14 protein-coding genes are annotated in these 14,931 nt (G+C 41.2%); 10 read left to right on the plus strand and 4 right to left on the minus strand.

What is annotated here, in order from left to right:
- Positions 1-21: 21 nt before the first annotated feature.
- The 3 genes from J2T13_RS12650 (at position 22) to J2T13_RS12660 (ending at position 3,975) form a co-directional block, all read left to right on the plus strand.
- Positions 22-654 (plus strand): TetR/AcrR family transcriptional regulator, encoded by a 633-nt coding sequence (locus tag J2T13_RS12650; RefSeq protein WP_429371715.1) that lies wholly within the window; start codon positions 22-24, stop codon positions 652-654.
- A 202-nt stretch (positions 655-856) separates the two neighbouring features.
- Complete coding sequence (locus J2T13_RS12655; RefSeq protein ID WP_429371717.1) at positions 857-3,196, plus strand: ABC transporter permease; 2,340 nt, start codon at positions 857-859, stop codon at positions 3,194-3,196.
- Between the two features lie 14 nt (positions 3,197-3,210).
- On the plus strand, positions 3,211-3,975 hold the full coding sequence (locus tag J2T13_RS12660; protein ID WP_429371719.1) for an ABC transporter ATP-binding protein: 765 nt from the start codon (positions 3,211-3,213) through the stop codon (positions 3,973-3,975).
- On the opposite strand, the gene J2T13_RS12665 is transcribed toward J2T13_RS12660, so the two are convergent.
- Together J2T13_RS12665 and J2T13_RS12670 are read right to left on the minus strand one after the other, a co-directional pair.
- On the minus strand, positions 3,972-4,784 hold the full coding sequence (locus tag J2T13_RS12665; protein ID WP_429371721.1) for a lipase family protein: 813 nt from the start codon (positions 4,782-4,784) through the stop codon (positions 3,972-3,974). The genes J2T13_RS12660 and J2T13_RS12665 overlap by 4 nt on opposite strands.
- Before the next feature lie 398 nt (positions 4,785-5,182).
- The gene (locus tag J2T13_RS12670; protein WP_429371723.1) at positions 5,183-5,893 is read right to left on the minus strand and encodes a cupin domain-containing protein; all 711 of its coding nucleotides are present in this window, start codon (positions 5,891-5,893) and stop codon (positions 5,183-5,185) included.
- A gap of 143 nt (positions 5,894-6,036) precedes the next feature.
- On the opposite strand from J2T13_RS12670, the gene J2T13_RS12675 reads away from it, so the two are divergent.
- The gene (locus tag J2T13_RS12675) at positions 6,037-6,177 is read left to right on the plus strand and encodes a hypothetical protein (protein ID WP_429371724.1); all 141 of its coding nucleotides are present in this window, start codon (positions 6,037-6,039) and stop codon (positions 6,175-6,177) included.
- A gap of 454 nt (positions 6,178-6,631) precedes the next feature.
- Here J2T13_RS12675 and J2T13_RS12680 read toward each other — a convergent pair whose 3' ends face one another.
- Positions 6,632-6,901, minus strand: a complete 270-nt coding sequence (locus tag J2T13_RS12680) for a hypothetical protein (protein WP_429371726.1) — start codon at positions 6,899-6,901, stop codon at positions 6,632-6,634.
- A gap of 276 nt (positions 6,902-7,177) precedes the next feature.
- Here J2T13_RS12680 and J2T13_RS12685 point away from each other — a divergent pair, with 276 nt between their 5' ends.
- The 6 genes from J2T13_RS12685 to rbsB are packed head-to-tail and all read left to right on the plus strand — an operon-like array spanning position 7,178 to position 12,868.
- Positions 7,178-8,158, plus strand: coding sequence for a LacI family DNA-binding transcriptional regulator (locus J2T13_RS12685; RefSeq protein ID WP_429371728.1), 981 nt, complete (start codon positions 7,178-7,180; stop codon positions 8,156-8,158).
- Positions 8,159-8,185: 27 nt separating this feature from the next.
- The gene (gene rbsK / locus J2T13_RS12690) at positions 8,186-9,064 is read left to right on the plus strand and encodes a ribokinase (protein ID WP_429371730.1); all 879 of its coding nucleotides are present in this window, start codon (positions 8,186-8,188) and stop codon (positions 9,062-9,064) included.
- Between the two features lie 2 nt (positions 9,065-9,066).
- Entirely contained in the window at positions 9,067-9,465 is a 399-nt protein-coding gene (gene rbsD / locus J2T13_RS12695; RefSeq protein WP_429371732.1) for a D-ribose pyranase, read from the plus strand.
- A gap of 17 nt (positions 9,466-9,482) precedes the next feature.
- Positions 9,483-10,964, plus strand: a complete 1,482-nt coding sequence (locus J2T13_RS12700; RefSeq protein ID WP_429371734.1) for a sugar ABC transporter ATP-binding protein — start codon at positions 9,483-9,485, stop codon at positions 10,962-10,964.
- Positions 10,965-10,966: 2 nt separating this feature from the next.
- Positions 10,967-11,935: an ABC transporter permease subunit gene (locus J2T13_RS12705; RefSeq protein ID WP_429371736.1), complete on the plus strand. Its 969-nt coding sequence runs from the start codon at positions 10,967-10,969 to the stop codon at positions 11,933-11,935.
- 15 nt (positions 11,936-11,950) lie between these two features.
- Complete coding sequence (gene rbsB / locus J2T13_RS12710) at positions 11,951-12,868, plus strand: ribose ABC transporter substrate-binding protein RbsB (protein WP_429371738.1); 918 nt, start codon at positions 11,951-11,953, stop codon at positions 12,866-12,868.
- 134 nt (positions 12,869-13,002) lie between these two features.
- On the opposite strand, the gene J2T13_RS12715 is transcribed toward rbsB, so the two are convergent.
- Entirely contained in the window at positions 13,003-14,910 is a 1,908-nt protein-coding gene (locus J2T13_RS12715; protein ID WP_429371739.1) for a PAS domain S-box protein, read from the minus strand.
- Positions 14,911-14,931 lie beyond the last annotated feature (21 nt).

Here is a 14,931-nt window from a genome sequence, read left to right on the forward strand (position 1 = left end):
TACATAATGGAGGCACAAATAATGAGAATTACTAAAGAACATGAGGAACGAAGAAACGAAATTTTAGATACAGCTGAAATGCTCTTTTTTACTAAAGGTTATACCAGAACGACAGTGAATGATGTGTTGCAAGCCATCGGTATCGCAAAAGGAACCTTCTACTATTATTTCAAGTCAAAGGAAGAGGTTATGGATGCTGTTGTCATGAGATTCATCGACGCCGGGGTAGTCGCAGCAAAGCGGATTGCCTCGAATGAGAAGCTTTCGGTTCATGAAAAGCTGCTTCAAATCATTATGGCGCAAAAGCCGGATACGGATAGAAAAGGACAGATGATAGAGCAGTTCCATGAGCCAGACAATGCACAAATCCACCAGAAAAGCTTGGTTGAGACTATTCTACAGCTAACACCTATTTTGACAGAAGTTATTGAGCAGGGAATAGAGGAAAAGCTGTTCCAAACCCCTTATCCTAAAGAATCTATGGAATTTCTGCTGGTCGCCTCTCAGTTTCTGTTTGATGAAGGAATATTCAAGTGGCAACCCGAGGAGATCATTCAAAAGATACAGGCTTTTATTTATATCATGGAGACCACGCTAGGGGCAGAGAAAGGTAGCTTCTCCTATGTAACTCAAATGTTTGAGGAGTCATCCTGACGTGATGATCCGTAAGAATATCCTCAATGAAACCCTAGGTTGAGCATGAGCCATTATCGGCATATTATCCCAATTGGGTAATGTGGACGCGTATGCATATGCAGGTGTTTGACGGATATTGTGTTATCCCATGAATAAAATCTATTCGGCCCTGGAAAATCGTTAGTTGATCACAGCTGAGGAAAGGAGGAGAAGCAATCAGATGCTGCTACAAATCGTAAAAAGAGATTTTCAAAGAAATAAAATCATTACGATTGTATTGTTTATTTTTATTATGCTATCGGCTTTGCTTGTTGCCTCTGCTTCCCATATCATGATGGAATTGTCCGGTTCCTTGAATAATCTGCTTGATAAATCAAAGGCTCCTCATTTTGTTCAGATGCACGCAGGGCCCATAGATGACACCGCTATTGAGAAATTTGTATCGGATAATCATCTTGTGAGGGATCAGCAGACGGTAGAAATGCTCGGTATGGATGGATCGAATGTGTTCTTAGGCAATAGCCAAAGGTCGGAAGAAAACAGTGTGATGGATATCGGCTTCGTAAGACAGAATCATTCGTTTGATTTGTTACTGAATTTAGAGGATCAGGTGATCCAGGTATCCAAAGGAGAAATTGCTGTTCCCATCTATTATATGCAGCAGAAACACTTGAAAATCGGCGATAAAGTTAACATTTCCACTGGACAATTTAATAGAGAATTTATAGTTATTGATTTTGTCCGTGATGTTCAAATGAACCCAGCCATTGTAAGCTCCAAGCGGTTTGTCGTAAACGATGCTGATTTAACAGCACTTAAGGCAAATTTAGGTGAAATTGAATACCTGATCGAATTTCAGCTCACTGACATAACCAAGTTGAGCGAATTCCGCAATACTTATCAATCCTCGAACCTGCCGAGTAAAGGACCCACGATTGACTACCCATTATTTAAGACTCTCAATGCCCTGACAGACGGAATAATTGCAGTCGTCATCATACTCGTAAGCGTGCTACTTATCATGATCGCAATCCTTTGTCTAAGATTTACGATGATTACGACCCTAGAGGAGGATTACAGCGAGATTGGCGTCATGAAAGCGATCGGGATACCACAGTACGATATTAGACGAATCTATTTGGCAAAATATATCACCATGGCTGCTTTCGCGTGTGTAAGTGGATATTTAGCATCTTTAGGCGTGATACGGTTGTTTACAGCTAACATTAGTCTATATTTGGGCGCCGCTCCGAACAGCTTCTTCCAGCATGTTGTTCCTGTCTTGGCAGTTAGCCTAATATTCGGGGTTGTTGTACTCATTTGCAGGCTCATGCTTAGAAGGGTCAATCGCATAACAGCAGTAGAGGCTTTAAGGTCAGGGTCTGTTGGAGAGGCACGGATAAACAAGCGTGTATTTTCTCTTAACAAGCGTAAACGCTTAAACGTAAATGCTTTTCTAGGCATTCAGGATGTGTATGGACGTTTCAAAATGTATGGGTTATTGTTCTTCGTTTTTGTGATCTGTGTATTCATCATCATTGTACCGGTCAATTTATTGAATACGCTTCAGTCACCTCGCTTCATTTCCTATATGGGCGTAGGGCAGAGCGACATCAGAATTGATCTACAGCAATCAGGCAATATCGATCAAAGATTTGAAGCCATGATGACAACCCTTAAGCATGATCAAGACATTGAGAAATTCTCGCCCCTTGTTACCAGTCGGTTTAAGGTACTGGGCAATGATGGCGTATGGGAAAGTATCCAGGTTGAAACTGGTGATTTCTCGATTTTCCCCTTATCGTATGTAAACGGAGCCGCTCCGAGAAGTGTCAATGAACTTGCCCTGTCTGATCTAAATGCTAAGGAACTGAATAAAAGCGTTGGGGATTCGCTTCTTTTGTTGACTGCTGGTATAGAAAAGGAAATGATCGTTAGTGGTATCTATCAGGATATCACCAACGGGGGTCGTACAGCTAAAGCGCGATTACCCTATGATCCTAAAACTGTGCTTTGGTATGTTGTAGCTCTGGATGTAAAACCAGATATTTCGGTTCGGGAGAAAATAGATGAGTATGCGAAGGTATTTTATCCCGCAAAAATCACCTATCTGGAAAGCTATTTAGCGCAGACATTGGGGAATACGATTAAGCAGCTAAGGCTGGTCACCATTGTGGCCATGGCGATTTCTATATCGATATCGGTACTGATGACGTCCTTGTTTCTGAAAATGATGTTTGCCAAGGATTCCTTGCAAATGGCTATTATGAGGAGCATTGGTTTTTCACTGAAGGATATTCGCATACAGTATCTGATAAGAACGCTGCTGGTGTCAGGGTTGGGTATCATCATTGGAACGATAGCCGCTGGCACAATCGGACAAAGCTTGGTTCGAATGCTCGGGTCTTTCATGGGCGCTTCCCAAATTCAGCTTGTGATTAATCCGCTAGTGGCTTATCTTATCCTCCCAGTTGTCTTCATGATGATTGTGGTGATCACCACATTAGTGAGCACGGTATCCTTGGATAAATCCAGTATTGCTGAACGTATTGTCGAATGAGGGGAGATAGCACAATGTACATATTGGAAACGAAGGGATTAAGTAAAGTTTATTTGACAGGCCAAGGAACTCAGCAACCTGTATTAAAAGAGATCCATGTACAGATATGTCAAGGTGAATTCGTAGCTATGATGGGGCCATCCGGCTCCGGTAAATCCACATTGCTCTATACGATTAGCGGCATGGATAGCGTGACTGGGGGAAGCGTCGTCTTTAAAGGTCAGGAAATCACGTGTCTTTCGGAGAATGAATTAGCTGGATTGCGTCTGAACCAAATGGGCTTTATATTTCAGCAGATGCATCTTTTGAAAAACCTGAATATTCGGGATAACATCATCCTGTCTGCTTATAGGGCGAACAACAGCAGTCGCGAAACCATCAATAAAAGAGCTGAAGAATTAATGAAGAGAACCGGAATTTCTGCACTCGCTGATCGCGATATTACACAGGTGTCAGGTGGCCAATTGCAAAGAGCAGCAATCTGTAGAGCACTCATTAATCAGCCAGATATCCTCTTCGGCGACGAGCCAACAGGGGCGTTAAACTCCAAGGCTGCTGGTGAAATCATGGAAATATTAGCTGATGTTAATCAGTCAGGGACCACGATTCTGCTAGCAACCCATGATGCGAAAGTCGCTGCCAATGCAGAGCGTGTGCTGTATATGCTGGATGGAAGCATAGCCGCTGAGCTATCGCTTGGCAGATACAATAGAGAAAGAGGGGATCTAAAGGGGCGGGAGGAAAAGCTTTCTGCGTGGCTGTTGGGAATGGGGTTCTAAATACGCTGTGGTTTCACTTCAATGACTGGACAGAAGCCAGGATTCGCTACACATAATAATTGTGTGAATTTTGGCTTAAGCTGGGAGAGGTCTGCGAAATAGCTTGAGATAATATGATTAAGGCCTACTGCTCCATTCTGGAAAGACTGCGATGATTGGGTCTGGATATGACGGTAGTAGTATCTTTTATCCCGTTTGGGTAGCTTGTAGATGGTTGGTGGAGCATGTGTTACGACGTCAAAGGGATTGGTAATACGGTAGCTGTTCTGAACATATTGTGAAAAAGCTTTCGTGAAGGCCGGATTGCCTACACGGGGAGAGCCGTATGTAAACAGATTGGGAGAGTTATATGAAGTGTTGGCTGCAATATCAACCGCACATAATGTCGCGAGTGCTCCACCGAGGCTGTGACCTGTAATGTATATCGTCTTGTCTGGTGACAACCTGCTGAGTGTGGAGATAATCTCATTGCGGGCTGAAGAATAGATATCTGTGAAGCCGCGATGAGTAAGACAGTCTTCTTTAATATACTTGAACCTCTTTTGCGAGGCGCTGATGTTAGATATCCAATTGGTCGTTGAGCTGCTTCCCCGGAAGGCAATGATAATCTCTTTCGGAGACTCTATCATAAACCCAAAGCGTTCCCGTATATTGCTAATGGACTTCGCTAGAATCGTATGGCAGACCGAATAATTTAATGGAACGACGAACGAACCGTCCGTATTTATAAATTGTGCATAGGTCTGACCGCAAATTGCAGCAAGAAAGATAGCTCGCTCTTCAAAATCATAATTGTTTCTCACCTTCATCCCGTCCTTCCTTCTTATCATATGATTAGAATACGAGATGGGTGCTTGTCGCTTATAGATGAAACGAACCGTCCCATGATGCGAAAGTTGCTGCCAATGCAGAACGTGTGCTGTTTATGCTAGATGGCAGCATAGCTGCTGAGCTATGGTTGGGTAAATACGATAGTGGAAGGGTCTAAAGGGGCGGGAGGAAAAGCTTTCTGCGTGGCTATTTGAAATGGGCTTTTAAGCACGCAGACCAATGATGTACTGAAAATTGAAGAAATCTAAGCTTCGTGATCGTGATGAAGGGATTCATGTCATCATTTCGTAAATGCCGCTTTGACTGCAGTTCTCTTGATTTTCAATGAAGTGGAATATAGATCTGATTAGAAGATCACTAAAACCATCCTTAAAAATTATTCATTGATATTAGGATTACGATTAAGGTTACCGATGGTTGGGCGAGGTCTATCCCGGTTGTAGGATTGGGCAGGAGAGCCGTAAGATTGGGTATAAGGATTGTGAGTATGACTATGAGGGGCTTGATGGGACGTATTTTCTCCCTGTGCGTATGGCTGGGGCTGATGGTATTGTGGACAATTAGCTGGCGGTCCAATCGTAGTCGTACTTGTAATTGGAGCAAGTGTTTCTTTCAATTTAGCTTCATCAAGACAATACGTGTGAGCCAGTATATTTGTTGGAGCGAGTCTGAGGAAGTCGGATACGGCGATAAATTCAGGAACCGGTGCGTCAAAAATGGCTATCAGATGTGTATTATTCTCTGTCGCTATCTCCCAATGGAACCAACCTTGTGGCACGTTGGCTACTTGCCGGGGGGTGATTGGAAAATTGCGTACTTCTTTGGTAAAGGGATTGATTAACGATACTACGGCTGCACCCGTTACGCAGTAGACCAGTTCGGAAGCATTTTGATGAACATGCGGCTCAACCACATTACCCTTCGTAAGGAAAATATCTAGAATCGAGTTGTTCCCCAACGTATTTAATTGCTGGATTCCGAGTGCATTAATATAATTCCCACTGTCTTTAGTAAAGAAACGGTTACTACTTACATCATAAGAAAATTGCGTGTTTGGAGATGTGAAGTCCATGTAAGACACTGCCATTTATGATCCCTCCTGACTATTATTGTATGACTACGTTCCATGTGTATAAAGTATTCATTAAGCAGGATTACTATGACACTTGGGGACATGTACCGTAAATGAAGAGAGAATAATACATATGACCCTGTAAATATTTAAATCGTATGGATAGCTGGATGAATGAGGATGATGTGCTAAGTGAAGCGTATTCGCCAAGAATAAAAGAGGAGTGTGCAGAAGACAGCAAGGGGGAGGATGCCAGTCAAGGCAGTACGGTTCGTTGTGGAACGTGTACGATTTCTTAATATGCTGACGGAGCTAGTAAGTAATCGTATTATTATCCGATGGCTCCACTCGTTAGTTACTCTTTGCTTTAAACCCTGATATTAGCCAATCTATTAATAGACCGATAAATAACCAAGAAAATAAATGTATTCCATAGAGAACAATTAGCCACAAGAGTTCCATATCCAAGGAGTAATGTAACGTAGTCAACCAAGGATTAAGCCATAATAACAGTGGACTGGTTAGAAAAAGGAGTAAATTTTTATCATCATCTCCATATAAATTAAATAGACAAATACTCAAAGATAATATAAACAACCAAAAGCTATATTTTTTGAAAATAATCATTAAATCAGCCCCCCTATTTACAGAAATATAAAAATGATAACCAGACTAACCTGCCGTTAATTCTATAAAAAAGTGCTAGAGAACATTGCAAACTCCTCGGCAATCTTTTCTTCGTTAGAAAAATCATTATTTTTCTCGAAAAGACATTTCTGATCCCGTTATATAATAATCATCATTTTCATGCGTAATAACCCTTATGTAGTTTGTGTTTGCATCGATCAACCATACTGTATCTTTATCAATTTGTACTGTTGATATTGAAGGTTGTATTTGAAGAGGAATACCTTGAACGTTAACTGAACGTTGATTATTAAGTGATGTTGTTAGATTGCTTACTGTCCAAACGGTTAGGATTGTAATCCAAATCATTATAATCCAAGTTTTATTTTTTGACATATAAGTCTCTCCTTCGATAACTAAATATTTAATGAGCTGGATCCAATCCTTCTATCTATCAAATTTGGTATTATCTATTAAACGTATGTTTGATGAAAAAGTTACAAGGTATAAGTTCCACACGCATACCATCATCAAGTGACCTTAGTTAGTTTAATATCTTATTATCTTGTTAATAATTTCCAATATCAAACTAGTTGTAAATAAAATAATTATATGATAATCTAATGAATGTAATACATGTAACCGGTTACACAATAGGGGATGATAAAATCGATGAAGACCATTAAAGATGTCGCAAGAATGGCAGAGGTTTCCGTGGCTACGGTTTCAAGAGTTATCAATGAATCTGGCTATGTCAATGTAGATACTCGTAAAAGGGTAGAAGCAGCGATCAAAGAGATTAATTATACACCTAATGAAGTAGCACGGTCTTTATACAAAAGGAAATCGAAGTTAATCGGATTATTATTGCCTGACATTACGAATCCATTCTTTCCGCAGTTAGCAAGAGGGGTAGAGGATCGGATGCAGGAACATGGTTATCGGTTAATATTTGGAAATAGTGATGAGAACGAAGTGAAAGAATTAGATTACATCCGAACCTTTGTGCAGAACAATATCATCGGTGTGATTTCATCGACCAACTACCCTGAGAGTGATATCTATCAAAAATTAAAAATTCCAATCGTTTTTCTGGATCGTACTTCTGATGACAATCCTTCCGTTTACGCAGATGTAAGAGAAGGCGGACGTATTGCTGCTCGAGAAATCGTTGACCGTGGAAGTAAACGAATTACCATATTGCAAGGACCCGCACATATCAAACCGGCGCAAGATCGTTATCTAGGTGCGATTGAAGTACTTGACGAATTGGGTATAACCTATAATGTTATCCAGACTTCATCCTTCTCATACACAGACGCTGAACAATGGGCCAAGGAAATATTCGATAAATATATAGATACGGATGGTGTCATTGCCAGTAATGATATCATTGCAACCGCTGTCCTTCGTGAAGCCTATCGTTTAGGTAAAGCTGTACCAGAGGATGTCCAGATCATCGGATTTGATGATATCCCACTTAGTAGTCTGTTGTCTCCTTCGTTATCTACCATTCGCCAACCAGCGTATGACATGGGTCGAGAAGCGGCGGGTTTACTTATTAAGTTAATTGAACAAGATAAGGTAGACGAGAAGATTATTCAATTACCCGTTAGCTTCGTGGAGAGAGAAACGACTAGAAGAAAGAATTAGATGAAACCATGAGAAAGGTTGATTAATATGGCTAAGATTTGTGTAATTGGAAGTTGTTCAATGGATTTGGTGGTGACTTCATCCAAGCGACCACACGCGGGTGAAACCGTGCTTGGAGATAGCTTCACCACCGTTCCAGGAGGAAAAGGAGCGAATCAAGCCGTTGCCGCCGCGCGTCTAGGCGCTGATGTTACGATGATTGGGTGTATAGGTGATGATTATCATGGAAAAGCTATAATGGACAATTTCAAATTAAATCACGTTCTTACAACGTTTGTGGAACCGGTTACAGATATCGAGAGCGGAACAGCACATATCATATTAGCTGAAGGTGATAACAGCATTATTGTCGTTAAAGGAGCTAATGATCGAGTTACTCCTGCATATGTTGAGCGAGCCCTTGACGCCATTCGAAATTCTGATATGGTTCTAATTCAGCAAGAGATTCCGGAAGAAACCGTAGCGTATGTAAGTGACCTTTGCCATGAATTCAATGTACCGATGTTACTCAATCCAGCACCTGCTCGTCCAATCAGTGAAAAGATTATCGAGAACGCCACTTATTTAACGCCAAACGAACATGAATGTACGATTTTGTTCGGTGGGATGAGTACTACAGAGGCTTTACGGAAATATCCGAATAAGTTATTTATTACGGTAGGTAGTCATGGCGTGCGTTATTACGATGGAAATCAAGAAGTCGTTGTTCCCACCTACAAAGTTAATGCGATAGATACTACCGGAGCAGGGGATACTTTTAATGCTGCATTTGCGGTTGCCCTAGCAGAAGGTAATTCCCTACAGGATAGTGTGAAGTTTGCCAATCGTGCTGCTTCTTTATCCGTCACTAAATTTGGTGCTCAAGGCGGTATGCCTACACGAGCAGAAGTAGAGGAGAGCCTCTAATTATGAAGAAACACGGGACATTAAATAGTCATATCTCCAAAATACTTGCGGATTTAGGTCATACGGATACGGTCGTCATCGCAGATGTTGGGCTTCCCATTCCAGTTGGTGTTGCTAAGATTGATCTGGCTCTTACACTTGGTGTACCCAGCTTCCAAGATGTGGTTGATCTATTGACGGAGGATATGGTCATTGAAAAGGTGATCGTTGCGGAGGAATTAGCTACGGATAATCAAGAAACATCAGATTACTTAAATCACAAATTTAAGGAAATACCTATAGAAGAGTATTCACATGAGCAATTTAAGCTGCTAACTCAGAAGGCTAAGGTTATTATTCGCACAGGTGAGGCTAAACCTTATGCTAACTGCATTTTACAAGCCGGGGTCTATTTTGGATAATGAGGGGGTTCTAGGGTATGCACATTACAATGAAAGATATATATAAGTCATTCGGTACTAACCGTGTATTGACGGGTGTAGATTTTGAACTTCAAGATGGTGAAGTCCACGCGCTTATGGGTGAGAATGGTGCGGGTAAGTCTACTCTGATGAATATTCTGATCGGTCTACACCAGCGTGATCAAGGAACCATTGTTATCGATGGTCAGGAAACGTACTTCTCAAATCCCAAAGAAGCGGAACGAAGTGGGATCGCTTTTATACATCAGGAGCTAAATGTGTGGCCAGATATGACTGTTCTAGACAATCTGTTCATCGGTAAGGAACAGACTTCGAAATTGGGACTATTAAATATGAATAAGATGAAAGCTTTAGCAAATGAGCAGTTTCGAAAGCTCTCTGTGACGATTCCCTTAAACCAAGAGGCGGGGGAATGTTCTGTAGGGGAGAAACAGATGATTGAGATTGCCAAGGCACTCATGACCCATGCGAAAGTAATCGTCATGGACGAGCCTACTGCCGCATTAACAGAGCGCGAAATACAGAAACTATTCGAAGTCATTGCCTCACTTAAGAAAGAAGGAGTCTCAATCGTCTATATTTCGCATCGAATGGAAGAGATTTTTGCGATATGTGATCGAATAACCGTCATGCGGGATGGGAAAACAGTAGATACGAAGGCAATCCCAGATACGAACTTTGATGATGTGGTTAAAAAAATGGTCGGTCGAGAATTAACAGACCGGTTCCCTGAGCGTAAATCCGAACCCGGAGATGTTGTACTTGAAGTCAGAAACGCTTCTAAGAAAGGTCAGTTTAAAGATGTTAATTTCTCCGTACGATCGGGTGAAGTCATAGGTTTCTCTGGATTAATGGGATCTGGGCGTACAGAAATGATGAGAACGTTATTCGGATTAGAAACATTAGATCACGGTGAAATCTGGGTACGGGGAAAAAAGGTGATGATTCGCAATCCCAATGATGCTATGAAGGCGGGTATTGGATTCGTTACGGAAGATCGCAAAGATGAAGGATTGGTCCTTGATTTCTCTATTCGAGACAATATGGTACTTACAAATTTATACAGTTTTGCACCTAAGGGTATAATCATAGATAAGAAAGAACAAGAATTTGTGGATATTCTTATTAAACGTTTGCAGATTAAGACACAATCCTCAGCCACATTAGTTCGTAATTTATCTGGGGGAAATCAACAGAAAGTGGTTATCGCTAAATGGATCGGAATTGGACTAAGTGTTCTTATTTTAGATGAACCTACACGTGGAGTTGACGTTGGGGCTAAGCGGGAAATATATCAACTCATGAACGAATTAACCGAACGTGGTGTGGCGATTATTATGGTATCCTCAGAACTTCCTGAAGTATTAGGGATGAGTGATCGAATTATCGTTGTTCATGAAGGGGAAATCAGTGGAGAACTTTCACAACAGGAAGCTACGCAAGAAAACATTATGACGTTAGCTACAGGGGGGCAATAGTGATGACGACTATTAAGGAAGAAAGAGAAAAAAAGGGCTTTCACATCGGACAAATCACGCAGAAACTAGGTCCATTACTAGGGCTAATCATCCTTATCATTATCGTAACTGTATTAAATCCAAGTTTTCTAGATCCATTAAATATACTGAACCTGCTTAGACAAGTAGCGATCAATGCGCTCATTGCTTTTGGTATGACCTTTGTTATTCTAACAGGTGGGATCGATCTATCGGTTGGTTCTATTCTCGCTCTATCTAGTGCACTCATGGCAAACCTGATGTTATCAGGCTTGGATCCAATATTAGCTATTATTGTAGGCTGTCTATTAGGTGGAGTAATGGGGATGGTCAACGGGCTGATGATTACAAAGGGTAGAATGGCGCCATTTATCGCTACGTTAGCGACCATGACAATCTTTCGAGGATTAACCCTTGTATATACGAATGGTAATCCGATTACAGGACTTGGAGACAGCATGATGTTCCAATTGTTCGGTCGTGGTTATTTCCTAGGAATTCCTATTCCTGCTATTACGATGATTATCGTCTTCGCTATCTTGTGGGTAGTGCTGCACAAAACACCTTTGGGTCGTAAAACGTATGCCATAGGTGGTAATGAGAAAGCATCCATCATTTCAGGTATCAAAGTAGATCGCATCAAAATTATGATTTATTCGTTAATTGGTATGTTATCAGCATTAGCGGGTGCTATTCTGACCTCTCGATTGAACTCAGCACAACCGACAGCAGGGACTTCTTATGAGTTAGATGCCATTGCGGCAGTTGTATTAGGAGGTACAAGCTTAACTGGGGGTCGTGGACGGATTGTAGGTACATTAATTGGTGCGCTTATTATCGGGATATTGAACAATGGTCTGAACTTGCTCGGCGTATCTTCTTTTTACCAAATGGTAGTTAAAGGGATTGTTATTGCAATTGCTGTATTAATAGACCGTAAGAAAACGGCATAAGAGGGGGATTCTAACATGAAAAAACTTACTTTAATTCTTACTTCCTTATTATTAGTTCTCATGACAGGCTGTTCATTAGAGCCACCAGAGTGGGCTAAGCCCAATAAGGGTGGTAACTTAGAGAATATGAAGATCGGATTATCTATATCTACTTTGAACAACCCTTTCTTTGTATCCGTCAAAGATGGCGTGTTAGCAGAGGCTAAGAAGCAAGGAATGGAAGTCCTTGTCATCGATGCGCAGAATGATTCTGCCAAGCAAAGTAATGACGTGGAAGATTTAATGCAAAAAGGCGTAAATGCACTGTTAATCAATCCTGTTGATTCATCGGCGATCTCAACGGTAGTTCAGACGGCTAACAGTTTAGATATTCCAGTCGTTACGTTAGATCGTTCTGCTGATAAAGGGGAGATTGAAGCCCTTGTTGCCTCAGATAACATCAAAGGTGGATCCATGGCAGCAGAGTATATCGTAGAACAACTTGGAAAAGGTGCAAAGGTCATTGAACTAGAAGGTTCACCTGGAGCATCAGCCACTCGTGAACGTGGTAAGGGATTCCATGAAATTGCCGATACTCAGCTTGATGTCATTGCGAAGCAAACCGCTGATTTCGATCGTACAAAAGGGTTAACGGTTATGGAGAACCTTCTGCAAGGAAATCCTGGTGTGCAAGCTGTCTTTGCTCACAATGATGAAATGGCCCTTGGTGCCATTGAAGCGATTCAAAGTTCAGGTAAGAATATACCTATCATCGGGTTCGATGGAAATGAGGATGCTCTGAATTCAATCCAAGCGGGTAAATTAACAGCAACGGTTGCTCAACAACCTGATTTAATTGGACAACTAGCGGTTCAGGCGGCTAAGAATGTATTAGATGGGAAAACAGTGGAGAAGTTGATTGCTGCGCCCCTTAAACTGGTCGTTAAAGAGTAAAAGGAAAGAATACATCAACAAAAAATACATCAACAAAAGCCTCATCATAAGAACACTGCGATCGCCTCACATGGCGATCGCAGTGTTTTTGATTTGTTGGGAGTGAATCTATCCATACACCATACGGACTATACCTATAGCTTATGGTATTTCTCAATGACTTTGGATACAGCATCCATATGAATGGGCTTGCTGATATAATCATCAAAACCCGATGCTAAATATTTTTCGCGATCGCCTTTTATGGCATTTGCCGTAACAGCTACAATCATAGGCTTGTCCTGAGAGGAGAGGGTTTCTTTAATGATGGTTGTAGCCTCTAATCCATTCATAAACGGCATTTGTACATCCATAAATATGATGTCATACGGATAACGCTTGAAGGCCTCAACGGCTTCGGCTCCATTTTTAACTACGGTTGAATTATAGCCCAGCTTCTCAATCACCTTTTTTATTACAAATTGGTTGATTTCATTGTCTTCTGCGATCAGGATCTTTATAGCATTCTCAGTTGAGTTCTCTTGTTGTAGTGAGCTATCTGCTTGCATATTTCCATGAGGTGGAAGTTTAAAGTGAGCAGTAAAGTAAAAAGTAGATCCCGGTTGATCTGTACACGGCTTATACCAGATCTCGCCACCCATTAGCTGAACTAGTTTCTTGCTGATGGCTAAACCTAAGCCCGTTCCCTCAACCTTGCGTGTCATGAAATGATCCACTTGATAGAAGGGTTCAAATAAATGGACAATCTTCTCTTTAGGCACACCCATCCCTGTATCCTGAACCGTAAACTGAAGACATACCTTATCCAGATCAAGCTTAACTTGCTGAACTGAAATTGCGACCGCTCCATTAGGAGTGAACTTAATGGCATTGCTAAGTAAATTGGTAAGTACCTGCCTTAACTTGGTACCATCGCCTAACATTGTATTGGGAACGTTAGGGGAGATGGAAGTCGAAATTTCTAAATTTTTTTCAAGAGCTTTTGGTAATATACTATTCAACGTTTCTGATAAAATGGCCCATACGCTGATCGAATCTTCAACTAATTCCACCTTGCCCGATTCGATTTTGGAGAAATCCAGAATGTCGTTGATGATTTTAAGCAGTGTATCACCGCTTTTTTTAATAATTTCAACGTATTGGATTTGTTCCGCCTCAAGGTTTGTATCTAAGAGTAGATCTGTCATTCCGATCACGCCATTCATCGGAGTACGGATCTCATGACTCATCATAGCTAGAAATTCACTTTTGGCTTTATTCGTCTTTTCTGCGGTTTCTTTCTCAATAATGAGTCTTTTTTGTTCTGTCATGTCTTTCACGATGAGGTAGAAGCCCACATTCTGATCATGTATGATTATCGGAGCTAGCGTCGCTAGTACTTCAACTGTGTGTCCGTCTTTGTGATTGATGTAATTTAGGTCTTTCTCAACAGCGTTGTAATCCTGCACGGCAGACAGCACGTTGGCAAGATTTAGATCGCCTATTAATCTGGAAATACTAACGCCGATCAGTTCTTGAATGAGATATCCGGTGATCTGTTCTGCCATTTGATTTCCATTGATCACGTTGCCATCCAACCCAAACGAAATAATAGCATCATGGTTGTATTTCTTTAACGAAGTATAACGCTCGATACTCTCCAGCAATTTTTGCTCCGCTATCTTACTCTTAGTAACGTCATTCACTTGTGAAATGAGAAACAGAGGTCTGCCATCTTCTTCATCGCGTACTAAAGATACATGCAACGAGGCCCATATATCGTCACCATTTTTGTGCGAGAACTGTTTTTCGATTTCAAATGAAGAAACGTCATCCCGAAATTGGTTTAATAAATGCTTTATATCTTTTACATGTTCAGGGTAGATGAAGTCGGCAACATGAAGTTGTATCATTTCCTCTTGCGTATATCCAAATATCGCACACACTGTCGGATTAACGCTGATCCACTCTTCATCCATCGATACCAAGGCTATGCCAATCGAAGCATTCTTATATACGTGTTCAAATAGTGTTTGATGGTCAAATACGTCAAAATTCTGCATATTTCCTCCCCCTCTTATTGG

The sequence above is a fragment of the Paenibacillus sp. DS2015 genome, assembly GCF_050433705.1.
Taxonomy (GTDB): Bacteria; Bacillota; Bacilli; order Paenibacillales; family Paenibacillaceae; genus Paenibacillus_AQ.

What these genes read in the sequence shown, in the direction of transcription:
- J2T13_RS12650 (WP_429371715.1), top strand. Translation starts at nt 22, where the DNA reads ATGAGAATTACTAAAGAACATGAGGAACGAAGAAACGAAATTTTAGAT.
- J2T13_RS12655 (WP_429371717.1), top strand. Translation starts at nt 857, where the DNA reads ATGCTGCTACAAATCGTAAAAAGAGATTTTCAAAGAAATAAAATCATT.
- J2T13_RS12660 (WP_429371719.1), top strand. Translation starts at nt 3,211, where the DNA reads ATGTACATATTGGAAACGAAGGGATTAAGTAAAGTTTATTTGACAGGC.
- J2T13_RS12665 (WP_429371721.1), bottom strand. Translation starts at nt 4,784, where the DNA reads ATGAAGGTGAGAAACAATTATGATTTTGAAGAGCGAGCTATCTTTCTT.
- J2T13_RS12670 (WP_429371723.1), bottom strand. Translation starts at nt 5,893, where the DNA reads ATGGCAGTGTCTTACATGGACTTCACATCTCCAAACACGCAATTTTCT.
- J2T13_RS12675 (WP_429371724.1), top strand. Translation starts at nt 6,037, where the DNA reads ATGGATAGCTGGATGAATGAGGATGATGTGCTAAGTGAAGCGTATTCG.
- J2T13_RS12680 (WP_429371726.1), bottom strand. Translation starts at nt 6,901, where the DNA reads ATGTCAAAAAATAAAACTTGGATTATAATGATTTGGATTACAATCCTA.
- J2T13_RS12685 (WP_429371728.1), top strand. Translation starts at nt 7,178, where the DNA reads ATGAAGACCATTAAAGATGTCGCAAGAATGGCAGAGGTTTCCGTGGCT.
- rbsK (WP_429371730.1), top strand. Translation starts at nt 8,186, where the DNA reads ATGGCTAAGATTTGTGTAATTGGAAGTTGTTCAATGGATTTGGTGGTG.
- rbsD (WP_429371732.1), top strand. Translation starts at nt 9,067, where the DNA reads ATGAAGAAACACGGGACATTAAATAGTCATATCTCCAAAATACTTGCG.
- J2T13_RS12700 (WP_429371734.1), top strand. Translation starts at nt 9,483, where the DNA reads ATGCACATTACAATGAAAGATATATATAAGTCATTCGGTACTAACCGT.
- J2T13_RS12705 (WP_429371736.1), top strand. Translation starts at nt 10,967, where the DNA reads ATGACGACTATTAAGGAAGAAAGAGAAAAAAAGGGCTTTCACATCGGA.
- rbsB (WP_429371738.1), top strand. Translation starts at nt 11,951, where the DNA reads ATGAAAAAACTTACTTTAATTCTTACTTCCTTATTATTAGTTCTCATG.
- J2T13_RS12715 (WP_429371739.1), bottom strand. Translation starts at nt 14,910, where the DNA reads ATGCAGAATTTTGACGTATTTGACCATCAAACACTATTTGAACACGTA.